The sequence below is a fragment of the Clostridium sartagoforme genome, assembly GCF_004794105.1.
Taxonomy (GTDB): domain Bacteria; phylum Bacillota; class Clostridia; order Clostridiales; family Clostridiaceae; genus Clostridium; species Clostridium sartagoforme_B.
The window spans coordinates 892,920-911,343 of the sequence record NZ_SRYR01000001.1; the positions used below are offsets into that span (position 1 = coordinate 892,920).

At 27.6% G+C, this 18,424-nt stretch carries 18 protein-coding genes; 14 read left to right on the plus strand and 4 right to left on the minus strand.

Going from position 1 to position 18,424, the window contains the following annotated elements; genetic code table 11:
* Positions 1–3 precede the first annotated feature (3 nt).
* The 8 genes from E5347_RS04015 to E5347_RS04050 all read left to right on the plus strand — a co-directional run bounded on the left by E5347_RS04015 (position 4) and on the right by E5347_RS04050 (position 9,339).
* Positions 4–729 carry a ClpP family protease gene (locus E5347_RS04015; protein WP_136004910.1) on the plus strand — a complete coding sequence of 242 codons (726 nt, stop codon included), beginning with the start codon at positions 4–6 and terminating at the stop codon, positions 727–729.
* Positions 730–848: 119 nt separating this feature from the next.
* Entirely contained in the window at positions 849–3,215 is a 2,367-nt protein-coding gene (locus tag E5347_RS04020; protein ID WP_136004912.1) for an FtsK/SpoIIIE family DNA translocase, read from the plus strand.
* Positions 3,216–3,300: 85 nt separating this feature from the next.
* On the plus strand, positions 3,301–4,638 hold the full coding sequence (gene rimO, locus E5347_RS04025; RefSeq protein WP_136004913.1) for a 30S ribosomal protein S12 methylthiotransferase RimO: 1,338 nt from the start codon (positions 3,301–3,303) through the stop codon (positions 4,636–4,638).
* Positions 4,622–5,212 carry a CDP-diacylglycerol--glycerol-3-phosphate 3-phosphatidyltransferase gene (gene pgsA, locus E5347_RS04030; RefSeq protein WP_136004914.1) on the plus strand — a complete coding sequence of 197 codons (591 nt, stop codon included), beginning with the start codon at positions 4,622–4,624 and terminating at the stop codon, positions 5,210–5,212. The genes rimO and pgsA overlap by 17 nt, the downstream gene beginning before the upstream one ends.
* A gap of 172 nt (positions 5,213–5,384) precedes the next feature.
* On the plus strand, positions 5,385–6,431 hold the full coding sequence (gene recA / locus E5347_RS04035; RefSeq protein WP_136004916.1) for a recombinase RecA: 1,047 nt from the start codon (positions 5,385–5,387) through the stop codon (positions 6,429–6,431).
* 472 nt (positions 6,432–6,903) lie between these two features.
* Positions 6,904–8,448: a ribonuclease Y gene (gene rny / locus E5347_RS04040; protein ID WP_136004917.1), complete on the plus strand. Its 1,545-nt coding sequence runs from the start codon at positions 6,904–6,906 to the stop codon at positions 8,446–8,448.
* Between the two features lie 191 nt (positions 8,449–8,639).
* Positions 8,640–8,900 carry a stage V sporulation protein S gene (locus E5347_RS04045; protein WP_016206312.1) on the plus strand — a complete coding sequence of 87 codons (261 nt, stop codon included), beginning with the start codon at positions 8,640–8,642 and terminating at the stop codon, positions 8,898–8,900.
* Between the two features lie 178 nt (positions 8,901–9,078).
* Positions 9,079–9,339 (plus strand): HPr family phosphocarrier protein, encoded by a 261-nt coding sequence (locus tag E5347_RS04050; protein ID WP_136004919.1) that lies wholly within the window; start codon positions 9,079–9,081, stop codon positions 9,337–9,339.
* Positions 9,340–9,393: 54 nt separating this feature from the next.
* On the opposite strand, the gene E5347_RS04055 is transcribed toward E5347_RS04050, so the two are convergent.
* Positions 9,394–9,606 (minus strand): DUF378 domain-containing protein, encoded by a 213-nt coding sequence (locus E5347_RS04055; RefSeq protein ID WP_136004920.1) that lies wholly within the window; start codon positions 9,604–9,606, stop codon positions 9,394–9,396.
* 152 nt (positions 9,607–9,758) lie between these two features.
* Between E5347_RS04055 and purB the strand changes: the two genes are divergently transcribed.
* The 3 genes from purB (at position 9,759) to E5347_RS04065 (ending at position 12,912) form a co-directional block, all read left to right on the plus strand.
* Complete coding sequence (gene purB, locus E5347_RS04060; protein WP_136004921.1) at positions 9,759–11,189, plus strand: adenylosuccinate lyase; 1,431 nt, start codon at positions 9,759–9,761, stop codon at positions 11,187–11,189.
* A 223-nt stretch (positions 11,190–11,412) separates the two neighbouring features.
* Positions 11,413–11,580 (plus strand): hypothetical protein, encoded by a 168-nt coding sequence (locus E5347_RS16785; RefSeq protein ID WP_168354892.1) that lies wholly within the window; start codon positions 11,413–11,415, stop codon positions 11,578–11,580.
* A gap of 87 nt (positions 11,581–11,667) precedes the next feature.
* Entirely contained in the window at positions 11,668–12,912 is a 1,245-nt protein-coding gene (locus E5347_RS04065; protein WP_136004922.1) for a hypothetical protein, read from the plus strand.
* 91 nt (positions 12,913–13,003) lie between these two features.
* Here E5347_RS04065 and E5347_RS04070 read toward each other — a convergent pair whose 3' ends face one another.
* A complete protein-coding gene (locus E5347_RS04070; RefSeq protein WP_136004924.1) occupies positions 13,004–13,183 on the minus strand; it encodes a hypothetical protein in 180 nt (59 codons plus the stop codon).
* A gap of 12 nt (positions 13,184–13,195) precedes the next feature.
* Complete coding sequence (locus E5347_RS04075) at positions 13,196–13,810, minus strand: GerMN domain-containing protein (protein ID WP_136004925.1); 615 nt, start codon at positions 13,808–13,810, stop codon at positions 13,196–13,198.
* 197 nt (positions 13,811–14,007) lie between these two features.
* Between E5347_RS04075 and E5347_RS04080 the strand changes: the two genes are divergently transcribed.
* Positions 14,008–15,258, plus strand: a complete 1,251-nt coding sequence (locus E5347_RS04080) for a DUF6398 domain-containing protein (RefSeq protein WP_136004927.1) — start codon at positions 14,008–14,010, stop codon at positions 15,256–15,258.
* A gap of 175 nt (positions 15,259–15,433) precedes the next feature.
* Here E5347_RS04080 and E5347_RS04085 read toward each other — a convergent pair whose 3' ends face one another.
* Positions 15,434–16,432 (minus strand): hypothetical protein, encoded by a 999-nt coding sequence (locus tag E5347_RS04085; protein WP_136004928.1) that lies wholly within the window; start codon positions 16,430–16,432, stop codon positions 15,434–15,436.
* 104 nt (positions 16,433–16,536) lie between these two features.
* Here E5347_RS04085 and E5347_RS04090 point away from each other — a divergent pair, with 104 nt between their 5' ends.
* Entirely contained in the window at positions 16,537–16,941 is a 405-nt protein-coding gene (locus E5347_RS04090) for a hypothetical protein (protein WP_136004930.1), read from the plus strand.
* A gap of 464 nt (positions 16,942–17,405) precedes the next feature.
* The gene (locus E5347_RS04095) at positions 17,406–18,413 is read left to right on the plus strand and encodes a lysylphosphatidylglycerol synthase domain-containing protein (protein ID WP_136004931.1); all 1,008 of its coding nucleotides are present in this window, start codon (positions 17,406–17,408) and stop codon (positions 18,411–18,413) included.
* Positions 18,414–18,424 lie beyond the last annotated feature (11 nt).

Consider the following 18,424-nt stretch of genomic DNA (forward strand, 5'->3'; position numbering starts at 1 on the left):
ATTATGCAAAAAAACTTATATTCATCAAATATAGAAAATAATACTGAAGAACAAGAAGAGGAAAATAGAATTAAAGAGGCAAAAGAAAAAAGAGAAGAAATAGTAGAGTTTGGCAACGAAAATGCTGTAAATAAAGATGAGAGCATTCAAATATTACCTATTATAGGACAAATAGAGGGACATCAAGTATTACCGGCTCAAACTAAATCTACAAAGTATGAACACGTAATTCCTCAAATAATTTCTATGGAAAGAAATGAAAAGGTAAAAGGAATACTTATTATATTAAATACTGTAGGTGGAGATGTTGAAGCGGGCCTTGCTATTTCAGAAATGATTAATTCATTATCAAAGCCGACAGTTTCAATAGTAATAGGAGGTGGACATTCAATAGGAGTTCCTTTAGCTACATCTTCAAGTTATTCATTTATTACACCTTCAGCAACTATGATAGTTCATCCAATAAGAATGAATGGTTTTGTTATTGGTGTGGCACAAACCTTTAATTATTTCCAAAAGATGCAAGAAAGAATAGATAACTTTATAGTTAGGACTTCAAAAATTAATAAAGAAGATTTAAAAGAAATGATGCTAAGATCAGATGAATTGCTTAATGATATGGGTACTATTTTAATTGGAGAGCAGGCTGTTGATTGTGGACTCATTGATGAAGTTGGCGGAATTAAAGATGCGTTAGATAAATTAAAAGAATTAATAAGTAAAAGTTAATTTAGATAGCAATTTAAATAGATGATATTTTATTTAAATTGCTTTTTTTTTATTTGAGTTTATAATTATATTATGTAAATAGTTTGTTTACAAGAAGTGGAAAATGGCGAGGTGATATTGTGTCTAGGAAAAATACGAGAAAAACTAGCAATAAAAAGGACACAGCTAAGAAAGGAAATAAGGAAAATGGAGATATTAAAGGTATAATATATATAGCTTTAGGTGTATTATTATCTATAGCTATATATACTACTTGGGCTGGAGCATTATCAAAAATATCAAGAGATGTTATATATAACTTAATAGGTGTTAGTGCCTTTGTACTTCCTTTATATTTAATTTATTTTGGCTATCATATTATAGTTTCCAAAGGGAGTATTAAATTTACAAGAAGGCTATTTGGATTTTCTATGATTATAATATCTATAACATTATTTTGTGCAACAGCAAGTATAAATATACTAGGTGAAAGTATAGGATTTTCTGAAGATTGGAAAGCTGTATTTGATCAAAATGGTCTAAATGGAGGACTTCTTGGACATTTGATAAGTTATCCTCTAAGTAGATTAATTGGTTTTATTGGTTCATATATTTTATATGCAACTATAGTGATTATAGGTGTTATTCTTTCTGCTAATATTACTTTATATGATATAGCTAGTGCCTTTAAAGGAAAGTTTAATAAACCAAATAAAAAGGTTAAGAAAAATGCAGAAAAAGAAATTAAGGATAAGGAATCCTTAGTAGAAGTGGTTCCTAAAGTAGAAGATAAGGAAAGAGAAGACTTTATAAGTGGAATAAATAATAAGATAAAAATATTAGATTTTATGAAAAATTCATCCCTTGAAGATAGTTCTATGGAAATATTTAAAGAAACAGATGAAAACAAGGGAAGTGAAGAAAATCCATTTAATATTGAAGTATTTAATGAAGAGAAGAAAGAAAGAGAAGAAGTTAAGGTAAAGAAAGAAAAGTTAGATAATAACGTAAAAGAAGTAGTTAGTAAAGAAATAGAAGAGAGCTTAACTGAAGAGAAAAAGGAAGAGAAGCCATATATTAATCCTTCAATTGATTTATTAAATATAAACAATAAGACAAAATTTAAGAAGGAAGATAAAAGAGGCTTACTAGAAAATGCTGGTAAACTAGTGGGTATATTAAATGACTTTGGAGTAGATGCAAATGTTAAGCAAGTGACAAAAGGACCCTCTGTTACTAGATATGAGATACAACCAAGTCCAGGGGTTAAGGTTTCAAAGATAGTAAATCTTCAAGATGACATAGCTTTAGGACTTGCAGCTAGTGGAGTTAGAATGGAGGCTCCTATACCAGGAAAAGCAGCTATAGGTATAGAAGTTCCTAATAGTGAGCAAACTCCAGTGTTTTTAAGAGAAGTAATAGATAATAAAGAATTTAAAACATCAAATAATAAATTAGCTTTTGCATTAGGTAAAGATATAGCAGGTAAATCAGTAATTGGAGATTTAGCAACTATGCCACATACTTTAATTGCAGGGGCAACAGGGTCTGGTAAATCAGTATGTATAAACACATTAATAGTGAGCTTACTTTATAAGTATAGTCCAAAGGAAGTTAGACTTCTGATGGTTGACCCTAAGGTTGTTGAGCTTAGTATTTATAATGGAATACCTCATTTGTTAATACCAGTAGTAACAGATCCTAAGAAGGCTGCAGCAGCTTTAAACTGGGCAGTTAATGAAATGAATAAAAGATACAACTTATTCTCAGAATCATCTGTTAGAAATATTGAAGGTTATAATGCATTATTTGATAAAGGTATCATAGAAGAAAAATTACCTTATATGGTTATTATAGTAGATGAGCTTGCAGACTTAATGATGACATGTCCAAATGATGTAGAAGATTATATATGTAGATTAGCACAAAAGGCAAGAGCAGCTGGTATACATTTAATAATTGCAACGCAAAGACCATCAGTAGATGTTATTACAGGGGTAATAAAAGCTAATATACCATCAAGAATATCTTTTGCTGTATCATCAGGAATTGACTCTAGAACTATACTTGATCAAACAGGTGCTGAAAAACTACTGGGAAGAGGAGATATGTTATATTGTCCTATGGGTGAAAATAAGCCTATAAGAGTGCAAGGAGCATTTATTTCAGAAGAAGAAGTAGAAAGAGTAGTAAACTTTATAAAAGATGAAGGTGTAAGTATAGACTATGAAGAATCTATAATTGAACATATAGAAAATGAAAGTAAGGGAACTGATAAAGGAACAGAGTCAAGTGATGTAGATGAGCTTTTAAATGAAGCAATAAAAATTGTAGTGGAATATAATCAAGCTTCAACTTCATTCCTTCAAAGGAAACTAAGAATAGGATTTAATAGAGCTTCCAGAATAATGGATGATCTTGAGGAAAGAGGTATAATATCCGAAAAAGACGGAAGCAGACCAAGAGAGGTATTAATTTCTAAGGAAGAATTAGAACTAGAAGATTAAAAAAACTTGTAAATCCTAATTAACTAATTTAAAATAATATTTAGGTTGAAAACAATCACTTTTTACAACACAGGAGGAAGTATCTTTGAAAAAATATAAGGTTGGAATGGTAAGCTTAGGTTGCGATAAGAATAGAGTAGACTCAGAACTTATCTTAGGAAGTATAAATAAGTTTTATGAAATAACTAATGATCCGAAAGAAGCTGAAATTATAATAGTAAATACATGTGGGTTTATCGAGAGTGCAAAACAAGAATCTATTGATACTATACTTGAAATGGCAGAGTATAAAAATAAGTATAAATGCAAAATGTTAATTGCTACAGGTTGCTTAACTCAAAGATATGGTGAAGAACTTTTAGAATTAATGCCAGAAATAGATATATTAATGGGTGTTAATGACTATATGAAGATTCATAAAATGATTTTAGACTTCATAAATGGTGAAAGAAAGTTATTTGCCGCAAATTATAGTGATGAAAATATTAATGAAGGAATAAGACTTTTAACTACAGATAAACATACTGCTTATGTAAGAATAGCAGAAGGTTGCGATAATTATTGCACATACTGTATTATTCCCAAAATTAGAGGAAAGTTTAGAAGTAGAAGTAAGGAAGCTATATTAGAAGAAGTAAATACTTTAGCTAATAATGGAGTTAAAGAAATAATATTAATAGCACAAGACTTAACTTACTATGGAATGGATATTTACAATAAAAAAGAATTACACAGTTTAATTAAAGAAATTTCTAATATAGAGAAGGTAGAATGGATTAGACTTTTATATTGTTACCCAGAGGAAATAACTGAAGAATTAATAGAAGAAATAGCTAATAATAAAAAAGTCGTTAAGTATTTAGATGTACCAATTCAACATATAAGCAATAATGTTTTAAAGAAAATGGCTAGAAGAACTAATAAAGAAACAATAACTGGAATGATAAAAAAACTTAGAGAAAAAGTTCCTGCTATAACTTTAAGAACATCTTTAATAGTTGGATTCCCAGGGGAAACAGAAGAAGATTTTAATGAGTTATGTGAGTTCTTAGAAGAATATAAACTAGATAATGTTGGAGTATTTAAGTACTCTAAAGAAGAGGGGACTCCTGCTAGTACTATGGAGAATCAAATAGAGGAAGAAGTAAAAGAAGAAAGACAAAATAAATTAATGCTTATTCAAAAAGATGTTGCTTCTAATTTAAACAAATTGAAAATGAATAAAGTTTATGATACTATTATAGATAGACGTAGAGGAAAATATTTCATTGGAAGAAGCTCAGAAATGGCTCCTGAAATAGATGGCACAATATTAATAGAATATAATGATAATATTAATATAGGTGACATTGTAAAGGTGAAAATTAAGGAATCTCTAGAGTATGATTTAGTAGGAGAGGTATGTGATGAATTTAGCAAATAAGCTAACAATGCTAAGAATATTTTTAGTTCCATTATTTTTAATATTTATTGCAGTACAAGACATCCCGTATGGAACCTTTATAGCTACTTTTATATTTATAATTGCATCTTTAACAGATCAATTAGATGGATACATAGCTAGGTCTAGAAACCAAGTAACAAACTTCGGTAAATTTATGGACCCTCTTGCAGATAAACTTTTGGTAACAGCTGCATTAATTTCTTTAGTTGAGCTTCAAGTTGTACCAGCTTGGGCTACAGTAATAATAATATCTAGGGAATTTGCTGTATCTGGACTAAGAACTATAGCTGCTTCAGAAGGTAAAGTAATTGCTGCTAGTATGTGGGGGAAAGTAAAAACTGTAACACAAATAGCTGCAATAATTTCTTTATTGTTACAAGTAAATGTTGGAACATCAAAATATTTAATTTCTCTAGTTAATAGTAGTGAAATTATTAAGAAACTTATAATGAATGGACCAAGGGTGCTTTTACTTATTGCAGTTATTATGACTATAGTATCAGGATATGATTACTTTAAGAAAAACATAAAAATAATAAATACTAAAAAATAGTGTATATTTTATAAAAATGGATATAATTACAAAGGGAGTTCCAACTCTTAAGGTTGGAACTTTTAATTTAATCAAGATTATAAATATGAATTATATTAATGTTGACTAAAGTCAATAAATGTTTTATAATTCATATATAGAACAAACGTTCTTTTAGAGAGGAAGGTGCTATATGGGAAACGTAGATATGGAAAAGCTAAAAGCTATTGAAAATGCGATGAGTCAAATAGAAAAGCAATTTGGTAAAGGGTCAATTATGAAACTTGGAGAAAATAGTTCTCTGAATGTAGAAGCTATTTCAACAGGATGTCTTGACTTGGATATAGCTTTAGGAATAGGGGGAGTCCCTAGAGGTAGGATAATAGAAATATACGGACCTGAAAGTTCAGGTAAAACTACAGTTGCGCTTCATATTATTGCAGAAGCACAAAAGAAGGGTGGAGCTGTTGGCTTTATAGATGCTGAACATGCTTTGGATCCAAGTTATGCAAGAAACTTAGGTGTAGATACTGAAAATTTAATAGTATCACAACCAGATACAGGAGAACAAGGACTTGAAATTGCTGAAGCATTAGTACGTTCAGGAGCAATTGATGTTATTGTTGTTGACTCTGTTGCTGCATTAGTTCCAAGAGCTGAAATAGATGGAGAAATGGGAGACTCACACGTAGGTCTTCAAGCAAGACTTATGTCTCAAGCATTAAGAAAACTAACAGGTACTATCCAAAAAACTGGATGTGTTGCTATATTTATAAATCAGTTAAGAGAAAAAGTTGGAGTTATGTTTGGTAACCCTGAAACTACTACTGGTGGTAGAGCACTTAAATTCTATGCATCTGTAAGATTAGATGTAAGAAGAATAGACTCTATTAAACAAGGTGAAAGCATTGTTGGTAACAGAACAAGAGTTAAGGTTATGAAAAACAAGGTAGCACCTCCATTTAAACAAGCTGAGTTCGATATTATGTATAATGAAGGAATATCAAGAACAGGTAATATAGTAGATGTAGGTGTTAAAGAAAATATAGTTCAAAAGAGTGGAGCTTGGTTCTCATACGGCGATATAAGATTAGGCCAAGGAAGAGAAAATGCTAAGCAATACTTAAAAGAAAACCCAGAAGTAGCTCTTGAGATAGAAAATAAAATTAGAGAAAAATATGAGCTTCCAATTATGAATGAAGTAGCAGTTACATCTACTGAAGAAAAAGCTAAGAAGTAATATATTTTAATAATACTGAATATAATTATATAAATATGATAATAATAAAATCGATAGTATAATAAAGTTATACTATCGATTTTTATTATTAAAATTTAATATTTTTACATCTAACTATATTTTTTTTAATATGTAATCTACAAATTTAGGACATTATAAAATTAAAAGTTATTAATACTATTTATAAAGCTAAGATATTTTATCTTTATATAGGCTGATTTAAGGCTGATTAAACTTAAATAATCTAATTTTAATATATAATAAAGTATAGAAGAATTATTGACACTTATATATAAAATATTTGTAGTTAGTTGTCTTTTAGTAGTATATATGTAACTTGACATAATTTAAATTTTAATATAAAATAATAACAAATACTGGTTTTATCATTTTTCAAATATCAGTTAGATTAAGTATGATTCCTCTACACGTTCATTAAACAATTGTTTATATGAATGGAGGAGGTGTTGTTATGGATTATATTCTTATTGCAATAGTAGTAAGTGTTGTAATATTAGGCATAGGCGGAGTATTACTTAATAAAACTATAAAAAGTGCTTCTAAAAAGAAGATAGAAGGCTTAGAAAAAGAAGCAGAAACTCTTTTAGAAAATGCTAAAAGAGAAGCAGAAGCAACTAAGAAAGAGTCAATTTTAGAAGCAAAAGAAGAGGTTCATAGACTTAGAAATGATTTAGAAAGAGATTCAAGAGAAAGAAGAAATGAAATTCAGAGGCTTGAAAGAAGATTAATTCAAAGAGAAGAATCTTTGGATAAAAAAGCAGAACTTTTTGAAAAGAAAGAAGAAGCTTTAAGTAAAAGATTACAAGAAATCGATGAAATGGAAGCAAGTGTACAAGAACTGCATTCTAAGAGAAGAGAGGAACTTGAAAGAGTTGCATCTCTATCTACTGATGAAGCTAGAGAGATTCTTTTAGAAGAAGTTAAGAGAGAAATAACTCATGAAACTGCTATAATGATCAAGGAAATAGAATCTAGAGCCAAAGAAGAAGCAGATAAAAAGGCTAGAGAGATTATTACAACTGCTATTCAAAGATGTGCAGCTGATCATGTATCAGAATCAACAGTACATGTTGTTGCCCTTCCAAATGACGAAATGAAGGGTAGAATCATAGGTAGGGAAGGTAGAAATATCAGAACTCTTGAAACATTAACAGGAGTAGATTTAATTATAGATGATACTCCAGAAGCTGTTATTTTATCAAGTTTTGATCCTGTTAGAAGAGAAATTGCTAAAATAGCATTAGAAAAGTTAATTGTAGATGGTAGAATTCATCCAGCTAGAATCGAGGAAATGGTAGAAAGAGCTACTAAGGATGTTGAAAATGACATTAAGGAAGAAGGAGAACAAGCAACTCTTGAAACTGGTGTTCATGGTGTTCATCCAGAAATTATTAAGCTTCTTGGTAGACTCAAATATAGAACTAGTTATGGACAAAATGTGTTAAAGCATTCAATTGAAGTTTCATATTTAGCTGGTGTTATGGCTGCTGAACTAGGATTAGATGTAAGCCTTGCTAAAAGGGCTGGTTTACTACATGATATAGGTAAGGTAGCAACACAAGAAGAAGAAGGTCGTCATGCTGTAATAGGTGGAGATCTTGCTAAGAAATATGGAGAATCACCAGTTGTGGCAAATGCTATAGCAGCTCATCATGGTGATGTTGAAATGTTAACTCTTGAAGCTGTATTAGTTCAAGCAGCTGATGCAATATCAGCAGCTAGACCAGGAGCAAGAAGAGAAACTTTAGAAGCCTATATTAAGAGGTTAGAAAAGTTAGAAGAAATTGCAAATTCTTATGAAGGTGTAGAAAAGTCATATGCGATTCAGGCTGGCAGAGAGATTAGAATTATGGTTAAACCAGATCAATTAGATGACGCTGGATCTGTGGACTTAGCTAGAAGTTTAGCTAAGAATATAGAAGAACAATTGGAATATCCAGGTCAAATTAAAATTAATGTAATTAGAGAAACAAGAGCAGTAGATTATGCTAAGTAATATAAGGTACATTTTGCAAATGCAAAATGTACCTTATTTTTAATTTAATAAAGAAAATATTAAAAAAATAGAAATAAAAATGAAAAAGTTTTCTAAAAAGAAGGATTTTTATTTAAAAGATAGAATATATATAAAGACAAGATTATTTCTTGAATAATTGTAAACGATTTTTATCTAGGAGGTAAAGACAAGTGGAAGTATTAAAAGTTTCAACTAAATCAAACCCTAATTCGGTAGCAGGTGCATTAGCTGCCATTATTAAAGAAAAGAACATAGTAGAGATCCAAGCAGTAGGAGCAGGTGCTATAAATCAAGCAGTAAAGGCAATTGCTATAGCAAGAGGCTTCGTTGCTCCTAGTGGAAAGGATATTGTTTGCGTGCCAGCATTTACAGATATAGAAATTGATGGCGAAGAAAGAACAGCAATTAAATTGATTGTTCAACCAAGATAATAAATTAAATATTATTAGTAAATTTCAATAGTAAAAGAAAAGGACTACATATTAGTAGTTCTTTTTCGATAACAGGAAAATTAGAGGGCTATAGACCTTGAAATTTTCTGCGTTTACATATATAATGTAATAGTTAAATAGGTAACTATTTTAAATTTATAGTAAAGAGGTGTGTGTAATGGTATCTAAAGAAGTTGTAGTAAACAATGGAACTGGTTTACATGCTAGACCAGCAACTTTATTAGTTAAAAAGGCTTCATCTTTCAAATCAGATGTTAGCATTGAATTTAACGGTAAAAAAGCAAACGTTAAGAGTTTAATTGGAGTTCTTTCTTTAGGCGTAACTAAAGGAGCTGCTATAACAGTTTTAGCTAGTGGAGATGACGAAGCTTTAGCTGTAGAAGAAATAGCTAACTTAATTGCTAATTTAGAAGATTAATTAAAAAGTGCCCATAAGGCACTTTTTTACTTTTAATAAATGTTATGTAGTGACTTAGAGTTTTAATGGATTACATTTAAAAACTAATACAATTAAATCTATAGCTGCTACAAAAATTAAAATATATATTAATCTTTGAAGAATTACTGAGCCCATAACTGCATAAGTTATTAAATTAATACCAAATAGTCCAATAAGACCCCAATTTAAAGAGCCTATCAATACTAGAAAGAAAGAAATTTTATCTAATAAGTTTATTTTACACATAATTTACCCCCTATCTATAGTTTAGTATATTATATTAAAATAATAAAAAAATATTACTAAATAATATAAAAATGCTGAAATAACAAAAATAATATGTTATAATACGAATATTAATAAGAAATTTAAATGATTTATTCGGAGGTTTTCTAAGGATGAGAGATTTATATAATTCACCATTAAATTCAAGATATGCTTCAAAAGAAATGAGCTACATATTTTCTGATGATATGAAGTTTTCTACATGGAGAAAGCTTTGGGTTGCTTTAGCTGAAGGAGAAAAAGAGCTAGGATTAAATATTACTGAAGAACAAATAGATGAACTTAAAGAAAATATTTATAATATTAATTATGATGAGGCTATAAAGAGGGAAAAAGAAGTAAGACATGATGTTATGAGCCATGTTTATGCTTATGGATTACAATGTCCAAATGCAAAAGGAATAATACATTTAGGAGCAACAAGCTGCTATGTAGGAGATAATACAGATATTATAATAATGAGAGATGCTTTATTATTAGTAAAGAAGAAAATAGTAACTGTATTAAACCACCTTTCAAACTTTGCATTAAAGTATAAAGATATGCCGAGCTTAGGATTTACTCATTTCCAACCAGCTCAATTAACTACAGTGGGTAAAAGAGCTACCTTATGGATGCAAGATTTAATACTAGATATAGAAAATATAGATTTCCTACTATCTACATTAAAACTTAGAGGAGTAAAAGGTACTACTGGAACACAAGCTAGTTTTATGACTTTATTTAATAATGATGAAGATAAGGTAAAAGCATTAGATAAGATAGTTGCAGAAAAAATGGGCTTTGAAAAAAGTTATGGTGTAACAGGTCAAACTTATCCAAGAAAAATAGACTCGATAGTTTTAAATAGATTATCAGAAGTTGCACAAAGTGCATATAAGTTTAGTAATGATTTAAGATTATTACAAAGTATGAAGGAAATTGAGGAACCATTTGAAAAGAATCAAATTGGATCATCTGCAATGGCATATAAGAGAAATCCAATGAGAAGTGAAAGAATGGGTGCATTAGCTAGATATATTATTGTTAACTCATTAAACCCAGCAATAACAGCTGCAACTCAATGGTTTGAAAGAACATTAGATGATTCAGCCAATAAGAGAATCTCTATTGCAGAAGCTTTCTTAGCATTAGATGGAGTATTAAACTTATATATAAATATAGCTGAAAACATGGTTGTATATGAAAAAGTTATAAGTGCCCATGTTAATAACGAATTACCTTTTATGGCTACAGAAAACATAATGATGGAAGCTGTAAAAAGAGGTGGAGATAGACAAGAGCTTCATGAAAAGATTAGAATTCATTCCATGGCAGCAGCACAAAGAGTTAAGGGCGAAGGCTTAGATAATGATTTAATTAGTAGAATAATTAATGATGATAGCTTTATGCTTAGTAAAGAAGAAATATTAATGATAATAGATCCAAATAAATTTGTAGGAAGAGCGCCAAGCCAAGTAGTTGAATTTATAAATGAATATGTAAAACCTGTTATTGATAATAATAAAGATGCATTAGAAATAAAATCTGAAATTAATGTATAGTTTAAAAGGAGTTGTCTTTTAAGGCAGCTCCTTTTAAATTATAAAAAACTAAAAATAATATGGATTATAATAGTTTAATATTTTATAAGATAAACTATTAAGTATTTTATAAGTTAAATTATTTATAAATCTTAATAAAGTTCTTTATTAAGATGCTATATTTTATGAATAAATTTATATAATATGTAAATAATTCTAATAAGTAAAGTCAGAGGAGGTTGTTATGGAAAAAAACGATGTATATTCATTTAGCCAGTGTTTAGGTTGTGGTGGTACAGGAAGAATAAAATGTGATTGCAGTACCCTTGAAGAGCCAAATAAGCACTGTGTAACATGTAGGGGTGATGGGGATTTTATCTGCCCTATTTGTGAAGGAGAAGGAAAATTTTAAGTGATTAGTTAAAGATAATCTATAATATTCTTAACAAATAGTATAAGTTATAATAATATATAGTGTATTAATTAATAAGGAGCCTTTATGTTAAATGGTGATTTAAATAAAATGAAGGAAATTATAATTACCAAAGCAGAGGATGTTAAAGGTACCAAGGAAGATGAAATTATTTATTTAATAGGGAATAAAGAAGGCGAAGGTAAAAATACACTATATAAGAATATGGAGATATTAGTTGCAGATGGAAGTACAGGTAAGATTACTTCAATTCCATTAAGTAATAATGAAGGGTATAACCCTAAGCTTAGTATTGGAAGTTATAAAATAAAAGAAAATAAAGAGATATTATTTATTGCTGAAAGTTCAGTGGGTAATGGAAATTTATCAGCTGAAATTTTTGACTTTGATGGAGAAAAAGTAGTTAAAATATTTAGCGTAGATTATTTTAACAATTCTAATGTATTTGAAGTTAATTATATTGATGATTATACTGTTAATCTAATAGATAATAGAAGAAATTTACTATATAAAATAAATTTAGAATTTAAAGGTAAGAAGTATTTAGATGAAATATATAATGAAAAGGGTAAATTGAAAAAAACAATTAAGGGAAGAGTCCTTCCTATAGAAAACATATCATTAGTAAAGGATATCTTAACAGATATTATAGATATTATATTAATACAAAAGATAGTAGGCAAAAATAATTCAGATATAATAGGAAAAATAAATACTTTAATAAAATTTAATGGTAGCACCTTTGGTGAAAAAGATACAGAGATATCTATAATGGGAGAAAGAGTTAGTGGGGATATAGATAGAGAAAGGGATTATTACAACTATGATTTTACAAAATTAGATTTTATAGAATCAGAATGCGTATCTAATTTAAGAATTGAAAGGGCAATAGAAAAAGAATTTTCATTAAATCCTAATAAGGATAAGGTTAAGTATTTATATAATAAAATTAGTTTGTCTAAGAATAAGGATAATATATTAGTTTATTTAGAAGGACCAAGATTTTGCAGCAATAATGGTTGCACTTTAGTTATTTTACAAGCTAAAGGTAATGAGTATAATATTATTTCTAAGATAGAAAATATTATAAATCCAATAATAATTTCTGATAATAAGTCAAATGGGTATAAAGATATAATAGTACGAGTATTGAATAATAGCAAAGAAGAATTAAGAGTTTTAAAATATAATGGTAATTCTTATCCTAAGGATCCATTTAAGGAAGAAAAGCTTAAAAAAGGCAGTAGGGTTAGTGGAATTGCAGTTATATCAGATGATTTGTTTTATAGAAAAGGAATAGAATATAAGTAATACAGAGGATTTTTACTTAAGAGGATACTTATATATTAAATAAAGCTATAGGGGCTTTTAGAAGCCCTATAGCTTTATTTAATACTATGATTTACTTTATATCATATAGTCTTTCTGCAGATAAATCACCACAGTGAGGACAAGTAGTGTCTAAGGGACCAGCACCTGCGCATTCTTCACAATAGATATCATAGCAGTGAGTACATTTATAAACTATGTCTCCTTTTGTGGTATTACCACAGTTTGGACATTTACTTTCGTCGTACATCATTTACTCTCCTTACTAAAGCTTACTAGTATCTTCTAGATTAACTTTAAAAGCTTCTCCATCGTTCATTAAGATATGTCCAGATGAATAAGTATTACCTTCAATTGTTATTATTACATTATTTACATCATAATAATCTCCAAAAGTATTGCAAATTGCTGTTAAAGTTTTAGATTCAGCTCCAGAACCTAAATTTTGGGCACTTATAAAGTTAGCAGAAAAATCTAAGCTAATAGTATCATTTTCTTTATCTAACTTAGCAGATTTTAAAGTTATTTCATCTGCAATAGAAGGTGATATATCACTATTAGGAGACTCTTTAAGAGCATTAACTAAAGCAGTTCCAACAGCCTTTCCTTCAATAGTTATAGTTTTATTTATGTAAACTATCTTGTCCGTAATAACGTCATAATAATAAAGATTTACATCTTCTTCCTTAGCTTCATCTTTATTATCTGCATTATCTATATCCTCATTATTTTTTTCATCATTGGTAGTAGTATTATTATTAGACTCTTCTTCGATAGTAGGCTTATTTGATAAATTTTCTTCTTTATTACTATCAGTACAAGCCATTAATAAGAAAGGTAAAGATAATGAAAGGATTGTTGCTAATACCTTTTTCTTCATAGTTAAGACCTCCATTTCAATATAAAAAATATGTTCACTTATAAATTATATCATAATTAGAAAACTGATACAATTTATTAGCCTTTATATATTAAACTAGTATTTGAAAAAATAATGTAAATAGCATATAATATAAAACATCGGCTTAAAGGAGAACAATAAGCTAGGACATATAGTAAAAGGAGTTTATAGGAGTTATGCAACAAACAATTGAACTAGCGAGTAATGAAAGATATCTAGAGATAGTAAGTATTATAAAAGAAGTGTGTGAAGATAATTTAAATAAAGATTATTTGTTTCTTGCAGAAAACTTATGTAAAGAATTATTTAAAGCACAAATTGATGCTTTAAATAAGGGAAAAGCAAATTCATGGGCTTGTGGTATTGTACATGCTATTGGATTACAAAATAATTTATTTAGTAATAAATCTAATGTGAGAATAAAGGCTCAAGATTTTTATAAATTATTTAATGTAAGTAGCAGTACAGGGTTATCAAAGTCAAAGGAAGTAAGAAGCCATGTAGATATGGAAGAGGACAAATGGTTAATAGGCAATATTAATGAAGATATTGATAAAAGCACTAGTGAAGAAGTTATGGACAATAATGAAGCTATAGATGATGAAGTAGCTGTTGAAACAATAGAAACTATAGATGATAAAGTAGTTAATGAAGTAAAAGAAGAAAATAATTTAGTTATTGAAGTAGATGAAGATCTAAAAGAAGCTAATAAAATTGTTAAAAGAGCTCTAAAAGAAAAGAACTATAATAAAAAGGTTAAAATAGCAAAAGAAGCTTTAAGAAAAAGCAATAAGTGTGCAGAAGCTTATATAATATTATCTAATGATAAGGCATTAAAAAATGAAGATAAAATTGAATTATTAAATAAGGCTGCAAGCTTTACTGAAGAGGTAATAGGTAAAGAGAATATCACTAAATTAAAAAGCAAAGATTTAAATTTAGATATAGTTAAGGCTTATATTAAGGTAAAATATGAAGTTGCTAAATTATTATGGAGTAACAATGAAAGAGATAAAGCAATTAGCGAACTAAAATTAATATTAAAAATAGATGAAAAAGATGAGTTAGTAGTAAGAGGTACTCTTTTAACATGGTTAATTATTGAAGATAGAGATGAAGAGGCCTTAGAACTAATTTCAAAATATTCTTCTGATAATTTAATAGATATTAGATTTTCAAAAGTACTACTTTTATTTAAATCTAATAATTTACAAGATGCTGAAAGAGCATTAAGAATAGCAAATGCTTATAATGAAAATGTTATTAATTATATAATAAAGTTAAATAGATTACCTAAAGATATAAATGAAATTAAGGGCAATAGCAAAGAGGAAGTTGCAATTAGATATTATGAAAAGTCAAAAGAAGCCTGGGATAATATAAATGGAGTAGTAGGCTTTATTAAAGATTCTAGAAGTAGACTATAATAAGAATTTTAATATATAACTATTTTTTAATTGGGGCTGTCCAAAGGACAGCTCAATTAAAAATTAATAATCATTGATATAATTATTAAGAAATTATTAGGGTAAATTAGATTTAAAAACTCCACAAGGAGTTTTTTTTATTAATTATTCATTTATTCGTTGTGTGATAGCATCTTCAATTAACATAATAGGTTAATAAATTTTTTAATAATTTATTGTATCCATGGCAATATGAAGCATAGGATGGTAAATTATTATTATTCTTTAGAAACTCTAAATTATTACTATTGGTGAAGAATAAATTATATAATTCCTTATAATAAGGGTTGAAAAATTTCAGCTTTGGAATATTAAAGTTTACTATATCGAATGTATTATCAGATATTTTTTTGTAAATTAAAAAATAAAGAATAGCAATTGAAGTTTTTTCTTCTTGCCTATAATCATATAGCTTTATTTTATCAAAATCTATTATAAGCCTATTGAAAAATTCAAAAGATTTATTATGGATTTTAAAAATATCTCCATTTAAATAGCTTAATAAGGAATTAGTAAAGAAGCTAATATTATTTAAAAAATTCCAAAGATCATTAACATCGAATTCTTCAATTTCAATGTTTTCTGAGATTTCCATATGAATATCAGTTAAAATTCGTTTACTAACCTCAGGGACAACTCCATTTCCACAAATAGTGAAGTTTCGTACTAAATCAAAAGCACATCTAGTGTCTTCTTTTGATCCAATAGCGAATTTTCCATCACTATTAAAGAAATTAATTGAAGAAATAGTTAGATGAATTAAAGCTAATAAGGCTAAATATGAATATTGTATATTTACTAAACCAAAGGGTAAAAGAATAATAAAGATAATAAAGTCAAACAATGGTCCTATATAATTATAAAATCTTAATTTTTTAAGTAATATAGTGTAATTAAGCTTTGATGAAATAGTTACAGCTTTAAAATGAGTTCTACTAGTTACTGGGTCTTCTTTTAAAGGCTTAAATTTAATATTAAATTTAGAGTTATCAAAGTAAATTACAAAAGGAATAATGTAAATATAAGTAGGTTTTAGTTTCATTAATAAAGCAGTGATAACATGAATTAATTCATGAGCTATAATTATTAGGTATTCTAAGATAATTATTTTTAATATTATAATAAAATAATCCAAAGCAAACCATCCATAAAAGTATTCTTAATAAATAATATATATATTAAGGGGAAAAAGTGAATGTTTTTTCTTAAAGAAATAAAGTTCTATAAAAGGTGAAACAAATGATTAAAATTAAAATAGATAAAGATAAAAAGAATAATCCAATATTTAAATTAAATATTAAAGAAGATGATGAAAAAAAATATCCTTTTATTAAAAGAGCATTAATAGATGGAAAGAGAATCTCTGGAAGGTATAATTATGAAATTCCATTAAGATATTTAATTCCTATTATAAATAATATAGAACCTGGCAGTATAGTCATAGATAATAAAAGTAAAATAGAATTTCTTGAATTCTATGATTTTTTTGAAGAAAAGTATTATTCAAGTTTCGAAGCAACTTCAAAGTTTATGAAGATATGGAGAAAAGAAAGGTGTCCTAATATATTTAAAATTAAGATTGATATAGAAACCTCAAGAGTTAGTAAGGAAGTTGCATTTAAGAAAATAGAAATTAGCATATAAGTTGAAATAAAGTTTTGACATTTTAATATGTTATATTTCAATATGTAAAATATTTTAGTTAGGTAATTACTTAATCGACTTATAAAAAATTAAAATATATATGCTTTAAATTAATGTAATTTACTCTAAAAATTATTTTTCACTTAAAATAAATTAAGTACTCAAAATGTAGATTATCTATTGAAACATAGATAAAAAACAAGGGTGGGCAATTTGCCCACCTATAATTAATGAAGGAGATGAATTTATATGGATTAGCATTAAAGCTAATAGATATTAATAATTATATGGAGATAGTTAGTAAGTGTTACTAAAAACAAAGTAAATATTTACAAGTATAATAAAATATGATATCTTTAGCCTAATAAGGGAGAAAAAAATATTTTTTTGAATTTATTCTATAATTGATATATACTTATTAAGTTGAGTGATTATTGGGAGTATAAATTAGTGGGGAGAATGTAATGTTAATTAAAGTAGAGGAAAAACATAAATCAATACTAAAGATATTGTTTATTTTTATAGTGAGCTTAATTTTAGTACTTCAGTTTAGAAAGCTATTTCATGATTTTGACTTAAAAATATTCTATGGATATAGAGAAAAATTAACAATATTAACCTTAAGTTATATTACTATACTAGGTATATTTGCATATTTACCTCTTTCTCTATATGATTTTGTTATTAAGGAAACTTGTGAAATAAAATTAGATAATAAAAAACTATATAAGTCGTCTTGGATAGCTAGTTCTATATCAAGCATTATTGGATTTGGTGGAACAGCAGCCATTGCACTTAAGAGTTATTTATATTCACCATATATTAAGGATAAGACAACTTTAGTAAAAGAAGTATCTAAAGTAGTATTACTAAATTTTACTGGATTCTCAACTCTTTGTTTATTATATTCAATATTTTATAGTAGAAATATAAATTTTTATAATCCTGTAAATATAGGAATATTATTGGCTGGATTATATACACCTATTTTGCTAATTTATAATTTAATTAAGTTAAAGAAAAATAGAGAAAAGAACTATTTTAAAACAATAAAAATTATGCTTCTTTCAATAATAGAATGGACAACCATGGCATTTTTATTATTTAGTATTTTAAGAGTTCTAGGTGCTGAGATTACCTTAACTAAGGTATTTCCTATTTATGTAGTGTCAACGGCTATAGGGATTGTAAGTATGATGCCTGGTGGCTTAGGCGGGTTTGACTTATCCTTTATTATAGGGCTAACGAACTTAGGTATTAATAAAGAAGAAGTTTTACTAGCTTTACTTTTATATAGAATTAGTTACTACATAGTACCATTAACTGTAGGTATATTTTTAATAATTAATGAAGTAAAGATAAAAGTTAATAAAGGATATATTGAAGCAATTGCTTTTTGCTTTAAAAAGGCAGGAAGTAGAATAAATTTAATAATAAAAGGTATTATAAGCAAAAAAGAAAGACAAAATTAATTGTCTTTCTT

Bases quoted from the DNA above. Each gene is read 5' to 3' on its own strand.
- E5347_RS04015 (WP_136004910.1), top strand. From the start codon at position 4: ATGCAAAAAAACTTATATTCATCAAATATAGAAAATAATACTGAAGAA.
- pgsA (WP_136004914.1), top strand. From the start codon at position 4,622: ATGAATTTAGCAAATAAGCTAACAATGCTAAGAATATTTTTAGTTCCA.
- recA (WP_136004916.1), top strand. From the start codon at position 5,385: ATGGGAAACGTAGATATGGAAAAGCTAAAAGCTATTGAAAATGCGATG.
- rny (WP_136004917.1), top strand. From the start codon at position 6,904: ATGGATTATATTCTTATTGCAATAGTAGTAAGTGTTGTAATATTAGGC.
- E5347_RS04050 (WP_136004919.1), top strand. From the start codon at position 9,079: ATGGTATCTAAAGAAGTTGTAGTAAACAATGGAACTGGTTTACATGCT.
- E5347_RS04055 (WP_136004920.1), bottom strand. From the start codon at position 9,606: ATGTGTAAAATAAACTTATTAGATAAAATTTCTTTCTTTCTAGTATTG.
- purB (WP_136004921.1), top strand. From the start codon at position 9,759: ATGAGAGATTTATATAATTCACCATTAAATTCAAGATATGCTTCAAAA.
- E5347_RS16785 (WP_168354892.1), top strand. From the start codon at position 11,413: ATGGAAAAAAACGATGTATATTCATTTAGCCAGTGTTTAGGTTGTGGT.
- E5347_RS04065 (WP_136004922.1), top strand. From the start codon at position 11,668: ATGTTAAATGGTGATTTAAATAAAATGAAGGAAATTATAATTACCAAA.
- E5347_RS04070 (WP_136004924.1), bottom strand. From the start codon at position 13,183: ATGATGTACGACGAAAGTAAATGTCCAAACTGTGGTAATACCACAAAA.
- E5347_RS04075 (WP_136004925.1), bottom strand. From the start codon at position 13,810: ATGAAGAAAAAGGTATTAGCAACAATCCTTTCATTATCTTTACCTTTC.
- E5347_RS04080 (WP_136004927.1), top strand. From the start codon at position 14,008: ATGCAACAAACAATTGAACTAGCGAGTAATGAAAGATATCTAGAGATA.
- E5347_RS04090 (WP_136004930.1), top strand. From the start codon at position 16,537: ATGATTAAAATTAAAATAGATAAAGATAAAAAGAATAATCCAATATTT.
- E5347_RS04095 (WP_136004931.1), top strand. From the start codon at position 17,406: ATGTTAATTAAAGTAGAGGAAAAACATAAATCAATACTAAAGATATTG.